This window comes from Roseateles albus, assembly GCF_028595345.1.
Classification (GTDB): Bacteria; Pseudomonadota; Gammaproteobacteria; order Burkholderiales; family Burkholderiaceae_C; genus Paucibacter_A; species Paucibacter_A albus.
Genome location: NZ_JAQQXT010000006.1, coordinates 14,232 through 27,960, shown reverse-complemented (window position 1 = coordinate 27,960; position 13,729 = coordinate 14,232). Strand labels below are relative to the sequence as shown.

Genomic DNA, 13,729 nt, shown 5'->3' with positions numbered 1-13,729 from the left:
CATCGCGGCGGCCTCAAAAGTGAATGGCGTGAATGCGCCAAGCCAGAGTCGCCGAGAGCGTTTTTTGGTGCTCGCTGTGAGCAAGTATTTGATGAAGAACCAGCTTAACCGGACCGTGTAATGAGCAAAAACTCCAGCAGCAATAGCAACAATGTGGAAGCCTCAGAGGCCCTGCAAACGCCCCGCGTCGAGGCCTCGCCAAAGGTGGTGTGGGATGACTCCAAGATGCAAACCTCCTACGCCAATGTTTGCAATGTCTTAGGCACGCGTGAAGAGATCATGTTGTTGTTCGGGGCCAATCAAGCGTGGCAAGGCGGCCAAAAGGAAGTCACGGTCTTGTTGTCCGATCGCATCGTGCTCAACCCCTTTGCCGCCAAGCGCCTGTTCACCCTGCTCGGCCAGGGCTTGAAAGAATACGAGAGCCGCTACGGCGAGTTGAAGGTCTGAGCAAGCACGGCATGGCCTTGGCGCGCTCGTTTCAGGGCGCGCTTACCTTCTTTGCTAGTTGACCTTGGACTCTGAAAGCTCGTGAATACGCTCAGCCGCATGGAGCTTGCCGGCTCCGGTGCCACCTTGCCAGTCTGGGCAAATTTGACACAAACCGCTGACCCAGCGCTCTACTTTGGCGCATGGTTGGCTTATCTGTGCGAGACCACACCGGGGGTTGTCAGTGCCGTCTTAGTGCTTGGCGCTCCGGATGTGGGGCCTTTCGCTCCTTTGGTGTTCTGGCCCGAGCCTCAGGGCGGCGCGCCCCGATTGGCCGAGGTGGCCGAGCAGGCCTTGGCAAGCCGCCGGGCGAGCGTCAGCGACCTGGCCGACTCAAGCAATAGCGGGCTGGCCGTGCCCATAGAGCTGGACGCTTACTTGCACGGCGTTGTGGCGCTTGAGCTGAAGGTCGATGCCCGTCAGCCCAAGCTAGAGCAAACCAGCCAGGCCTTGCTGCGTTTGCAATGGGGCTTGGCTTGGGTCACTGCCTATTTGCGCAGCCAATACAGCGATGAATCCCGCAGCACCGAACAGCGCCTGATGGCCTTGCTGGATCAGTTGGCCGCCGTGCTGGAAGAAGATCGCTACGAGGCCGCCTGCCGCAGCCTCGTCACCGAATTGGCGACCCGGCTTGATTGCGACCGCGTCAGCTTGGGTGTGGTCAGAGGCGGGCATGCGCAGGCAGTGGCGCTTTCGCACAGTGCGCAAACGTCTAAGCGCAGCAATTTGATCCAGGCAGTCGGCGCCGCGATGGATGAAGCCATTGATCAGAAGGCGGTGATTCGCGTCCCTATGCTTGCCGGCGATGAGATCGTGGTGGACCGTGAACATCAGCATCTGGCTCAAGAGCATGGCAACGGCAGTGTGTTGACGGTGCCCTTGACGGGCGGTGAGGACTTCAGCGGAGCATTGACTTTTGAGCGCCCCGCTAAGCTGCCATTTGAGCAGCATGAGATTGAGCTGTGCCAGGCGGTGGCGGCGGTGTCCGGCCGTATTCTGGCGATCAAGAAGCTCAATGATCGAGGCTTCCTGCTGCGTGGCTGGGACGGCCTGAAGCTCCAACTGCGGCGCGTGTTGGGGCCTCGGTACGTCAAGCGCAAGCTGGTGTTGATCGTGCTGATGCTGGCTGGGTTTTTCTTCAGCTTTGCCAAGGCAGATTACAAGGTCAGCGCACCGGCCACACTGGAGGGGGCGATCCGGCGCTCGGTGGCGGCCCCCTTTGATGGCTTCGTGGCCAGCGCGCAAGCGCGTGCCGGAGATGTGGCGCGCTCGGGTGCTGTACTGGCCACCCTGGATGAACGCGACTTGCGTCTGGAGCGGCTCAAATGGGCTAGCCAGGAGGCGCAATATCTCAAGCAACATCAAGAGGCCGTGGCCAACCGTGACCGCGCCAAGGCGCAGATTGTGCAGGCGCTGTACGAACAGGCGCGCGCGCAAGTCAGCCTGCTCGATGAGCAACTGTCACGCGCGGCCGTGAAGGCGCCTTTCGACGGCGTCATCGTCAAAGGCGACCTGTCGCAGTCCCTCGGCGCGGCGGTGCGGCGCGGCGAGGTCTTGTTCGAGATCACACCGCTGGATGCCTACCGCGTCATCGTCGAGATCGATGAGCGCGACATTGCGGACATTGCGGTCGGTCAAAAAGGGCGGCTGCTGTTGTCTGCGATCGCCGATCAGCCGCTGGCCTTCACGGTGTCCAACGTCACCTCGGTGACCACGGCGCGTGAAGGTCGCAATTATTTTCGGGTCGAAGGGCTGATGGACGGCGCCGGGGAGCGCTTGCGTCCTGGCATGGAGGGTGTCGGCAAGATCGAGATTGAAAGCCGCCATCTGATCTGGATCTGGACTCACCGCTTGGTGAATTGGGCCCGTTTGATGCTCTGGAACTACCTGCCGTGAACAAGGCGTGTCTGGGTGGACGGCGTGAGTGAGTCAATGTTCAGCGCCTCCTGGTACCGGGTGGCGGAGGTGCGGCCCCGCCTGCGTAGCCATGCCGTGATCCATCGCCATGTGTACCGTGGTTCGGTCTGGTATGTGCTGCAGGATAGATCGAGCGGGCGTTTTCACCGGTTTTCGCCGGAAGCCAATTTGGTCATCGGCTTGATGGACGGCAAGCGCAGCTTGCGCGAGATTTGGACGCTGGCCTGCTCGCGCCTGGGCGACGATGCGCCCACGCAGGACGAAGTCATCCAGGTGCTGGCTTCGCTGCATCGGGCCGACGTGCTGCAGACCGACGCCTCGCCCGATATCACCGAACTGCATGATCGCAAGCTCAAGCAAGAGCGCATGAAGCTCAAGCAGTATGTGATGAATCCGCTGGCCTTGCGCGTGCCCTTGCTGGATCCGGAGCGCTTTTTGCGTGCTTTGAACCCTTGGGTCGGCGGCCTGTTCGGTTGGGTCGGCGCCTTGATTTGGTTGACGGTGGTGGTCTGGGCCTTGGCTCTGGGTGCCAGCCACTGGGATGAGTTAAGCCGAGGCATCAGCGACCGTCTGTTGGCGGCTGACAATCTGCTGCTGATCGGCATGGTGTTCCCTGTGGCCAAGATCGTGCATGAATTTGGCCATGCATTCGCCGTCAAGGCACGCGGCGGCGAAGTGCATGAGATGGGCATCATGCTCTTGGTCTTCATGCCCGTGCCCTATGTCGATGCTTCGGCCTCGCTGGCCTTCAGGAGCAAAAAAGCCCGTATGTTGGTGGGCGCGGCCGGCATGCTGAGCGAGGTGTTTCTGGCGGCTTTGGCCATGTTTGTCTGGGCCAATGTGGAGCCGGGTTTGGTGCGTGCGATGGCTTACAACGTCTTGATCGTGGCCGGCGTCTCTACCCTGGTGTTCAATGCCAACCCGCTCTTGCGCTTTGACGGCTATTACATCTTGTCGGATGCGCTGGAGATTCCCAATCTCGGGCAGCGCGCCAACAATTACCTGGGCTATTTGGTGAAGCGCTATGCCTTCGGCGTCAAGTCGGCGCGGGCCGCGCAAGCGGCGGCGGGAGAGCGGGCTTGGTTTGTGTTTTATGCGATTGCGTCTTTTGTTTATCGCATGATTGTGATGGTGGGCATTGCCTTGCTGGTCGCGCAGCAATATTTCATCGTCGGCGTATTGCTGGCCTTGTGGTCGCTCTACACCAGCTTGATTCAGCCGATTGCCAAACATCTGGCCTATCTCAGCAGCTCTGGCGAGTTGCAGGGCCATCGGCGCCAGGCGCTGCTGACCACGGGCCTGCTGCTAGCGGCGGTGATCGCGGTGCTGGGTTGGTGGCCGGCCCCTTCCTGGACACGCACCGAAGGCGTGGCCGTGGTGCCGCAAAACGCGCAGGTCCGGGCCGGCGCGGACGGCTTCATCAAGCGGGTGGTCGCGCAGCCTAACTCACAAGTTAAACAGGGCGAATTGTTGGTCATCACGGAGGACCCGGAGCTGCAGGCCAAGGTCGCGGTGTTGGAAGCGCAGCTCAAAGAACAGTACGCCCGCTTAGATGCTGCCGGCGCCGAACGAGTGCAGACCAACATCATCAAGGACGAGATTCATCACATCAGCCTGCGCTTGGCCAATGCCCGCGCGCATGCCAAGGAGCTGGAGATGCGCAGCCCCGTGGACGGCATTTTTGTGATGCCTGAAGTGACCGATATGCCGGGTCGATTTGTCCGCCGAGGGGACGTGATCGCCTACACGGTGGACTATGCGCGGCTGGCGGTGCAAGTTGTGGTGCCCCAGGGCGAAGTGGATTTGGTGCGTCAGATGACGCGCAGGGTGGAGCTGCGCCGGGTCGAACGGGTGGAAGAAGTGTTGCCGGCCTTGGTGCGCCGAGTTGTGCCGGCTGCCACCAACCAGTTGCCCAATATGGCACTCAGCGCACAGGGCGGCGGTGAGCTGTCTTTGGATGCGACGGCCGCGCACGAGTCGGGTCGCGCTGCCGAACCCAAGGCCTCGAACTCGCTGTTCATATTTGAATTGGAGACCCCTCCGAGCCAGCGCCCCATGGCGATTGGCAGTCGCATTTACGTCAAGTTTGAACGCCAAGCCGAGCCCTTGGCTGCGCAGTGGTACCGGGCCTTGCGTGGTGTCTTGCTGAAGCGCTTCAGTGTTTAAGTCGACGCTGAAAAATTTTCTTGAGCAGGGGGCGCAGCAGAGCTCTCCTTTGTCTTTAGATCGCCCACCGTACCCGGAGCGGCTCGACGTTTTGCCGGAGGGCTGGCTGGAAGAATCGGGCGAGCGCTTGGTCGGTGGCCTGAGGCGAAAGCTCGCTGCCGAGCGGGCTTTGCGCAGCAATATCGTAGCCCGGGTGCGCGCCTGCGAAGCAGACGTGGCCGGCCTGGAATTGCCTGACTTGCCAGCCGCAGCCCGTGAGTTGGGACGCATTTTGAGGCGTGATGGCTACCGGCCTGCCGCCGTTGCAAAAGCCTTTGCCTTGATCAGCCGCGCGGCCGAACTGACGCTTGGAAAACGTCACTTTGATGTGCAATTGTTGGGCGGCTGGGTTTTGCTGCAAGGCATGGTGGCCGAGATGGAAACCGGAGAAGGCAAAACCTTGACCGCCACTTTGCCGGCCTGTACCGCCGCGCTGGCGGGTGTGCCGGTGCATGTGATCACGGTCAATGACTACCTCGTGAGCCGCGATGCCGAGGAAATGCGGCCGGTCTATGAGGCGCTGGGACTGTCTGTGGGCGTGGCCACCGAAGAGCAAGAACCGCCGCAGCGCCAGGCCGCTTACGCCTGTCATGTGGTCTATGCGTCCAACAAGACGATTGTGTTTGACTACCTGCGGGATCGCCTGGTGCTTGCTGGCAGCGCCAGTGCCTTGCGCTTGCGACTGGAGCGCCTCTCGGGCCAGCAGTCGCGCCTCAAACGCTTGCTGTTGCGGGGCCTGAGCTTTGCCATCGTCGACGAAGCCGACAGTGTGCTGGTGGACGAAGCGCGCACGCCCTTGATCATTTCCGCGCCGGCCGATGCCGGCGACGAGGAGCAAGTGGCCGTGCTGGGCATCAAATTGGCGCAGCAGTTGATCAAGGACCACGATTTCAAGGTGCAGCTGAGTGAGCGCAGGCTTGCCTTGACCGATGCCGGTCGTGCCCATGTGGAAGAGCTGTGCGCGCCGCTGGGCGGACTATGGACCGGGGCGCTGCGGCGCGAAGAATTGCTCACGCAGGCCCTGTCGGCCTTGCATCTGTTTCATTTGGATGAGCATTACCTGGTGCGTGAAGACAAGATTCAAATCGTCGACGAGTACACCGGTCGCGTGATGGCAGACCGAAGCTGGGAGCGCGGCCTGCATCAGCTGATTGAGGCTAAGGAAGGCTGCACCATCACGGCCCAGAAAGAGCCACTCGCGCGCATCAGCTATCAGCGCTTTTTTCGCCGCTATCTGCATTTGGCCGGCATGACGGGCACGGCCAAAGAGGTCTCCACAGAGTTGGGCTTTGTCTATGACCTGCCGGTCGTCAAACTGCCGACTAACCGGCCGAGCCGACGCATATTGCTGACTGAGCAGGTCTATGGCGATGCAGCGCAAAAGTGGCGGCGTATCGTGGCGCGCGTGGCCGAGATTCATGCTTTGGGGCGCCCGGTCTTGCTGGGCACTCATTCGGTAGCAGCCTCCGAGCGAGCCAGCCAGCTGCTGCAACAGATGGGCTTGGCGCATCGCGTGCTCAATGCCAAGCAAGATGGAGAAGAAGCGGCGATCGTCGCGGTCGCCGGTCAAGCCGCCTGCATTACTATCGCCACGAATATGGCCGGTCGCGGGACTGACATCAAGTTGGCTGCCGATGTGGCGGCCTTGGGTGGTTTGCATGTCATCTTGTCCGAGCGGCATGACTCCAAACGTATAGACCGCCAACTTGCCGGCCGGTGCGCGCGGCAAGGTGACCCCGGCTACTTCGAGACCATTCTTTCTTTGGAGGACTCCATCATGGCGGCGTTTGGAACGAGGTCCACGCGAGCCTTGGCGGCCTTGATGGCGCTCATGCCTGATTCTGCGGCGGCAGGTCTGGGTTCTGCGGCTATCCGTTGGTCGCAACGGCGCACCGAGCGTGCGCACTCACGGGTGCGCAAAGGCCTGCTGAAGCAGGACTTGCATACCAGCCGTTTGCTGGCTTTTGCGGGGCGACCTGAATGATGGGCATGTTTGCGCAGAGCCCGAAAATGTCCGCAGTTCCATCAATTCCTGAAATTCCCTAAGTTCCCGACGAGTCCCATGAAATCAATGAAACACCCCCTGATTGCTTGCCTAAGCCTGCTCTTGTCGGCTGCCGCTGGGGCGCAACCGCGTGCTGCGCCCTCCGCGCCTACACCCATTAATTTGCCCGCTGCCGATGCCCTTTCTGGCGCTTTGGGCGGACGCAGTGCCGGCGGCTCGGACTGTTTGATCGAGCCTTCCGTCTTGGTCAATGTGGGCAGCCCGGTGGATGGTGTGCTGAAGGCGGTCAATGCAGACCGGGGCGATTCAGTCAGCAAGGGGCAACTGCTTGCTCAGTTGCAATCTGGCGTTGAAGCTGCGGCAGTTTCTTTGTCGCAAGCGCGTATTGAGTTCGGCAAGCGCAAGACGGAACGCAACGAGGCCTTGTTTCTCAAGCAACTGATTTCGGCGCAAGAGAAAGACGAGATGGAAACCGAAACCCGAATTCATGAAGAGGAACTCAAGCGGGATGAGGAGAATCTCAAGCTGCGATCCATCGTCAGCCCCATCAACGGCGTGGTGGTGGAGCGCAAACTGGTGGCAGGTGACTTGATTCGCGCAGAGAAGTCGGTGGTGTTCAAGCTGGCCCAGCTTGATCCTCTGAATGTCGAGGTGGTCGTGCCTGCCGAGCAATTTGGGTCGATACGCGTGGGCATGATGGGCCGTGTCAGCCTCGCCTTAGGTGGCGGCACGCAGCCTGCCCGTGTTGTGGTGGTGGACCGCCTGATTGATGCGGCCAGCGGCACTTTCGGCGTACGTTTGCAATTGCCCAATCCTGGCTACCGCATCCCGGCCGGGAGCCGTTGCAGCGTGCGCTTCAAGGCGTGATGGAGCGGCTGCGCAGGTCTAAGCCCTGCTAGTCAGTGAGGTCGGAGCTGCTACGCAGGTCCAACCCCAAGCTAGTCAGAGGTGCCGGAGCTGCTCCGCAGGTCCAGCACCTAGCCATTATTTTCCTATACAGAACTTGCTGAAAATTTCCCCGAGCAGTTCATCGGCGGAGAAGTTGCCGGTGATTTCGCCGAGTGCGCCGTGTGAAAGGCGCAACTCTTCGGCGAGCAGATCCAGCGCCGGTGGCTCCTGGTGGGCGACGCTCAGAGCCAGGGCCAAATGCTCGCGCGTGCGCTTGAGGGCCTGTACATGGCGTTCGCGGGCGATGAACAAGCCTTCCGGCGTGGCGTGCCAGCCGACTTGTTGCAGCAGGCGCTGGCGCAGCTCGGGCAGGCCGGCACCCGACTTGGTCGACAGCAGCAGCGCAGCCTCGGGCAGGCCGGCCACCACGGCCGCATCGGCCTTGTTGAAGACCTGCAAGATGCGCTCGGCTGGCACGTCGCCCAAGCGGGCCGAGATCAGTTTGTCTTCGGCTTCGTAGTCGGCCTGGCCGACGCGGGTCAGGTCGTGCATGAAGAGCAGCACGTCTGCGTCGGCGATTGCCTCCCAGCTGCGCGCCACGCCTATGCGCTCGACTTCGTCCTCGGTGTCGCGCAGGCCGGCGGTGTCGCTGATGTGCAGCGGCACGCCTTCGATCTGAATCGTCTGGCTGACCTTGTCGCGCGTGGTGCCGGGGATCGCTGTGACGATGGCCAGCTCGGCGCCGGCCAGGGCGTTTAAAAGCGAGCTTTTGCCCACATTGGGCTGGCCGGCCAGCACCACCTTGATGCCTTCGCGCAAAAGCGCGCCTTGCTGCGTGCGGTCCAGCACGGCTGCTAACTTGTTCTGCAAGCGGGCCAAGCGGCCCAGCGCGTCGGCCTGCTGCAGGAAGTCGATCTCTTCCTCGGGGAAGTCCAGCGTCGCCTCTACCAGCATGCGCAGCTTGATCAATTCATCGCGCAGCTCGCTGACTTCTTTGGACAGCGCGCCGGCCAAGGCGCGGCCGGCGCTGCGGGCCGCCGCCTCGGTGCTGGCGTCGATCAAGTCGCTGACGGCCTCGGCCTGCGCGAGGTCGAGCTTGCCGTTCAAGAACGCGCGTTGGGTGAACTCACCGGGCTCGGCCAAGCGAATACCCATGGCAGCTCCCGCCTCCATGCAGCGCGCCAGCAGCAGCTGCAAGACCACAGGCCCGCCATGCGCCTGCAGCTCCAGCACATGCTCACCGGTGTAGGAATGAGGTGCAGGGAACAGGAGTGCCAGACCCTGGTCGATGGCAACGCCGTAGCCGTCGAGAAAAGGCAGATAGCTCGCCTCGCGTGGCCGCAACTGGCGCGCGCAGATGGCGTCAATCAGCGGGCTCAGGTCTTGCGCGGAGGAGACGCGCACGATGCCGACCGCTCCACGTCCGGGGGCGGTGGCGATGGCGGCGATGGGGGCTTGGCGGGAGGACAGCATGCGAGGATTCTCGCTGATGCTACTTAGATATGAACCGGCGCCGGGCCGTCCCAAACCGGTTCAGCGCCCCCTCGAGGGGCAGCGTCGGTAGTCCGACGCGTGGGGGCACTATGTTTGGCGCGGGGGAGGCCGGAGCAAGCACTCGCATGAGTCTTGTTCGCTGGCCCAGTTCGCACACCGGTTAGAAGACCACCGGCTGAGAAGCTCTGCCCCGCATGACGCGATTTGAGTCCTTTGCGCCGGAAAAAAATAGCCCCCCAGATGGGGGGACTGTTGCAGCGATGTGATTTATTCCTCGCCAATGGCGTGGCAAATATTACCAACGGATCGGCAGGGCGCGCAGGCGCTGGTAGCGGCCGTTGGCAATGCGCGTTAGGTAGCCACCTTGCTCCAGATCCTTGACCAGCTTGGAGACCATCTCGCGCGAACAGCCCAGGCGATGGGCCATCGCTTGATGCGTCAGCATGATGTCGTCGCCGGCGGTCGAGGAACTTTCCAGCAAGGCGCGCAAGCGCCCGTAGACATCATTCAGCGCCAGTTGCTTGGTCGACAGCGTGGCGGCGCGAGCGCGGCGGATCACCTTGGTCAAGAGCTCGAAGGCGAACTCCGGATGGGCGGCGATATGGGCCAAGAGGCTGGCGCGCGTCAGCATCACGCAGCGCGAGGCCTCTTCGGTGATGACGCTGGCCGAGCGCAGCCCGCCGTCCAAACTCATTTCGCCGACGTACTCGCCGCTACCGTAGATGCCATAGGTTACTTCGCGGCCGCGTGCATCGCAGCCATAGACCCGCAGGCTGCCCGAGAGCACCAGGTACAGGCTATCGCCCTGCGAGCCTTCTTCGATCAAGACCGCTCCGCGGCCATAGTTGCGAACCAGGCCGCGCGCGGCCAGTTGCCGCAGACTGGGCGGCAAAGCGGCGATATCTAAATCGGTAACGGAAGCTTCTGAGTGCATACCCGCAATTATCAGCGCCTCGCGTTACCGCTGACCTAACTCAATGCACACCGTGCATTTTCTTTTTCATCCAAGGTGTCAACAACATCAGCACCAGGCCGGCGCCGGCTGGGATGAGGGTGAAGATCAGGAAGAAGGTCGACATCGAGTAAGTGGCCGAGATGTAGTCGATATAGGCGCCGGTTTTACCGGCGATGAAGTTGGCGATCGCCGAGTTAAGGAACCAGACACCAAACATCAGACCCAGCAACCGCGCCGGAGCCAGCTTGGAGATATAGGACAGGCCCACCGGCGACAGGCACAGCTCGCCCATGGTGTGCAGCAAATAAGCCAGCGACAAGAACATCATGCTGACCTGCGCCGTTTTGGCGCCCGGTGGGATGCCAGATGCGCCGTAAGACAAGACCGCAAAGCCCAAACCCAGCAAGACCAGACCGACGCCGAACTTGATCGGGCCGCTCGGGTTCCAATGCTTCTCCCACATCTTGGAGAACATGGGTGCCAAGATCACCAGGAAGAAGGAGTTCAGCACGCCGAACCAGGTCGCGGGCACTTCGGATTGGTCGAGCGAAAATTCGCGCGCCAGCATCCAGATGATCAAGCCCCAAATCGCCGCAAAGGCCAGCGCCAAGAGCACGATGGGCAGCGGGCTGCGCTTGCCGGTGCCGCGGTGCAATTGCACCAGCAGCCAGGTCAGGATGGCCGCCGGGATCACCGTCATCAGTGTGTTGACGATCTTGAAGATCAAGCCGCTGGTGCCGACCAGATTGCGGTCGGTGTAGTCGGCGGCAAAAATCGTCATCGAGCCGCCGGCCTGCTCAAATGCGAACCAGAAGAAGATGGTGAAAAAAGCCAGCACAAAGATGGCCTTGAGCCGATCGGCTACGACGTTAGCGGGCAGATTTTCTTCTGCGTCGGCCTGTGCGGCAGCAGACTTCTCGCCCTTGACCGGCGGCGCGCCAATGTCGCCAAACAGCGATTGGCTGAAGTAGAACTGCAAAGCGCCCAGGATCATGAAGATGCCGGCCAGGCCGAAGCCATAGTTCCAGGAGATCTTCTCGCCGATATAGCCGCACAGCAGGATGCCGAAGAAGGCCCCGGCGTTGACGCCCATATAGAACAGCGTGTAGCCGCCGTCACGGCTGCCTTCGTTGTCCTTGCCGTAGAGCTGACCGACGATGGCCGAGATGTTCGGCTTGAACAGGCCGGTGCCGGCAATCACCAAGGCCAGGCCTAGGTAAAAACTCGGGATGGTCTCCATGAACAAGGAGATATGGCCGGCCGCAATGATGAAGCCGCCCAGCACGACCGCGCGGCGCGTGCCGAGGAATTTATCGGCTACGTAGCCGCCCAGAATCGGCGTGAAGTAGACCAGCATGGTGTACCAGCCATACAGCGAGGTCGCATCGGCGCGGCTCCAGCCCCAGCCGCCCTTGGCGGTCTCGGAGATCAAGAACAGCACCAGCAGGCCGCGCATGCCGTAGTAGGAGAAACGCTCCCACATCTCGGTAAAGAACAGCACGAATAGGCTGTCGGGGTGGCCGAGGATGGTGTGGCCCCCTGCGGCTTGAATTTTGTTGTTGTTCAAACGACTCTCCGTTCATGGTCTGAGTGGTGAAGGTCCTCGCGGCTCCCTCGTGAACCGTGCCGGCCCCTTATCGACGGCTTGTTAGATGTCGCCTCGGTGCCCACAAAGGACGGGCCGCCCAGAGATCATCTCGGCGGCAGCGGCGCGTATTGTCACCGCTGCCAGCCCTTGGTTTGGGCAGGCATAACCCCAGTCTTTGCAGGCAAAGCGGCTCAATTCCCTGTAGCTACTTCATGGATTAGGCTATGCTCCGTGTCGGAGGTCATAGTCATCATGCGTATCGGAGCCTTGAGCCGCGCCACCGGCGTCGACATCGAAACCATTCGTTTTTACGAGAAGAGCGGCCTGCTGCCTGGCCCGGCGCGCAGCGAGAACGGGTACCGCGATTACGCGCACGCTCATTTGGAGCGTTTGGCCTTTATTCGCCATGGCCGTGCCTTGGACATGTCGCTGGTCGATATTGGCTTGCTCCTGGCCAGTCTGAACAGCCGCGATGCGGCCTTGCTGAGCGGGGTGGATGCGCTGGTCGATGCGCAACTTGCGCGCGTGCGCGCAAGGTTGGCCAGCATGCGGGCGCTGGAGCAGCAGTTGGTGGCGCTGAAGAGCCGCTGCGACGGCCGCCATGAGCAGCATGGCGCGCAGGGCTGCGGCATCCTGGAAGAGCTGGTGGCGGCCGCCCATGGCGAGGCCTGCGCCTGCCATGTCGATGGTGCGGCAGTAGGCCCGGCGTCAGCCAAGCGCTAGCTTGAAGCGTTAGGCCATGCTGATGAAGCGCGCAGGAGTGCAAACCATGTTCAAGGCCAGTCTCGTGTTGGCAGCCGCCCTGATGGGCGGCAATGCCATGGCCGCTGAGGTCTGGAAATGCCAGGTCGGCGATCAAATCAAATATTCGGATCGCCCTTGCCAGGCTGCGGGCGAGGCGCTGCCGGCGCGCAGCTTGCAGGGCAATGTGGTGGACGCGGCCGTCAAGCCGCCGCCGGCGCAAGCCGCCAGTGGGGCCGCGGCCGGCCCGCTTGTGGATGCTCGCCCGCCCGCCAATGTCTGCCCCGGCGAGCTTGAAATCAGCGCGATGGAAACCCGCGCCAGTTCAATCAGCCTGAGCCCCGAGGCCAAGGCTTTTATGCAAGACGAGGTTCGGCGTGCGCGCCAATGTCGCAAAGGCCAGGGCCGCTACATTGCCGCCGACTGGGACATCAGCCGCCAGGCCCAAGCGGCGCAAAGCAGCTCCAGCGGCGCACAGGACGCTCGCCGCCGCGCCGAAGATATGCACAGCGCCGCCGACCCCGGCGAGGGTGATCGCATCTCCAGCATGCGCGAACAAGAGCGCGCCCAGCGCGAGGCGCAGCGCCGCCAGGATCAGCGCTTGCAGAACCAGGCGCCTCGCCCGCCGGCATCGATCCCCGGGCGCTGAGGCGAAATTCGGCTTGACCCTGGTGTGGCTCCAGGCTTTCCAATAACCGTATTGATACTTGGAAAGCCCCATACCCATGTCCGCCCACTGCTGCAACCATGACGCGCCGGCCGCGTCCGCCATCACCAACTTGCCGCGCTACCGCCGCGTGCTGTGGATCGCCTTGATCGTCAATGCGGCGATGTTTGTGGTCGAGTTGGCGGCGGGCGGCAGCAGCGGCTCGCTGGCGCTGATTGCCGATGCGGTGGACTTTGGTGCCGATGCGCTGAACTATGGCGTCACTTTGGCGGTGCTATCGGCCGCTCTCGCCTGGCGTGCCCGTGCGGCCATGCTGAAGGCCGTCAGCATGATTGCTTTTGGCGGCTTTGTGCTGGCCAAGGCGGTCTGGAACCTCAGCCACGGCCTGACACCCGACGCCCCCACCATGGGCATGGTCGGGTTGCTGGCGCTGGCGGCCAATTTGGGGGTGGCCTGGCTGCTCTATGCCTTTCGCGATGGCGACTCGAATATGCGCAGCGTCTGGCTTTGCACCCGCAATGACGCGATCGGCAACCTCGCCGTGATGGCGGCCGCCTTGGGCGTCTTTGGCACCGGCAGCGCCTGGCCCGATTTGCTGGTGGCGGCCATCATGGCGACGCTGGCCTTGCGGGCGGGCTGGCAGGTCTTGGGGCAGGCGCGGGCCGAGTTGCGCGCCCCCTCCCCTCATCATCACCCCCATGCACATCAGCATGCGGGGCATGACGGTCACGGCCATTGAGAGCCTGAGCAAACAGGAAATGAAGCGAGTGGCATGATGGTGCC

11 protein-coding genes are annotated in these 13,729 nt (G+C 62.2%); 8 read left to right on the top strand and 3 right to left on the bottom strand.

All coding sequences use genetic code 11. The annotated features are described in order from the left end of the window. Nucleotides 1-120 precede the first annotated feature (120 nt). From PRZ03_RS11085 to PRZ03_RS11065, 5 genes are all read left to right on the top strand, one after another. Complete coding sequence (locus PRZ03_RS11085; protein ID WP_273600357.1) at nucleotides 121-447, top strand: DUF3467 domain-containing protein; 327 nt, start codon at nucleotides 121-123, stop codon at nucleotides 445-447. 81 nt (nucleotides 448-528) lie between these two features. Beyond that, nucleotides 529-2,382 carry an HlyD family efflux transporter periplasmic adaptor subunit gene (locus PRZ03_RS11080; RefSeq protein ID WP_273600356.1) on the top strand — a complete coding sequence of 618 codons (1,854 nt, stop codon included), beginning with the start codon at nucleotides 529-531 and terminating at the stop codon, nucleotides 2,380-2,382. Nucleotides 2,383-2,418: 36 nt separating this feature from the next. Next, on the top strand, nucleotides 2,419-4,569 hold the full coding sequence (locus tag PRZ03_RS11075) for an HlyD family efflux transporter periplasmic adaptor subunit (RefSeq protein ID WP_273600355.1): 2,151 nt from the start codon (nucleotides 2,419-2,421) through the stop codon (nucleotides 4,567-4,569). Between the two features lie 49 nt (nucleotides 4,570-4,618). Continuing rightward, on the top strand, nucleotides 4,619-6,592 hold the full coding sequence (locus PRZ03_RS11070; RefSeq protein WP_273600354.1) for a preprotein translocase subunit SecA: 1,974 nt from the start codon (nucleotides 4,619-4,621) through the stop codon (nucleotides 6,590-6,592). Between the two features lie 78 nt (nucleotides 6,593-6,670). Next, on the top strand, nucleotides 6,671-7,480 hold the full coding sequence (locus tag PRZ03_RS11065) for an efflux RND transporter periplasmic adaptor subunit (RefSeq protein ID WP_273600353.1): 810 nt from the start codon (nucleotides 6,671-6,673) through the stop codon (nucleotides 7,478-7,480). 117 nt (nucleotides 7,481-7,597) lie between these two features. Here the strand turns inward: PRZ03_RS11065 and mnmE are convergent, their stop codons facing one another. The 3 genes from mnmE to PRZ03_RS11050 form a co-directional block, all read right to left on the bottom strand. Next, the gene (mnmE, locus tag PRZ03_RS11060) at nucleotides 7,598-8,974 is read right to left on the bottom strand and encodes a tRNA uridine-5-carboxymethylaminomethyl(34) synthesis GTPase MnmE (RefSeq protein ID WP_273600352.1); all 1,377 of its coding nucleotides are present in this window, start codon (nucleotides 8,972-8,974) and stop codon (nucleotides 7,598-7,600) included. 316 nt (nucleotides 8,975-9,290) lie between these two features. Beyond that, nucleotides 9,291-9,929: a Crp/Fnr family transcriptional regulator gene (locus PRZ03_RS11055; protein ID WP_263532793.1), complete on the bottom strand. Its 639-nt coding sequence runs from the start codon at nucleotides 9,927-9,929 to the stop codon at nucleotides 9,291-9,293. A 40-nt stretch (nucleotides 9,930-9,969) separates the two neighbouring features. Then, complete coding sequence (locus PRZ03_RS11050; RefSeq protein WP_263532794.1) at nucleotides 9,970-11,517, bottom strand: peptide MFS transporter; 1,548 nt, start codon at nucleotides 11,515-11,517, stop codon at nucleotides 9,970-9,972. Between the two features lie 273 nt (nucleotides 11,518-11,790). Between PRZ03_RS11050 and PRZ03_RS11045 the strand changes: the two genes are divergently transcribed. The 3 genes from PRZ03_RS11045 (at nucleotide 11,791) to PRZ03_RS11035 (ending at nucleotide 13,685) form a co-directional block, all read left to right on the top strand. Beyond that, nucleotides 11,791-12,261, top strand: coding sequence for a MerR family transcriptional regulator (locus PRZ03_RS11045; RefSeq protein ID WP_273600351.1), 471 nt, complete (start codon nucleotides 11,791-11,793; stop codon nucleotides 12,259-12,261). A gap of 46 nt (nucleotides 12,262-12,307) precedes the next feature. Beyond that, entirely contained in the window at nucleotides 12,308-12,928 is a 621-nt protein-coding gene (locus PRZ03_RS11040) for a hypothetical protein (protein WP_273600350.1), read from the top strand. Nucleotides 12,929-13,004: 76 nt separating this feature from the next. After that, a complete protein-coding gene (locus PRZ03_RS11035; RefSeq protein WP_273600349.1) occupies nucleotides 13,005-13,685 on the top strand; it encodes a cation transporter in 681 nt (226 codons plus the stop codon). The last annotated feature ends 44 nt before the right edge of the window (nucleotides 13,686-13,729 follow it).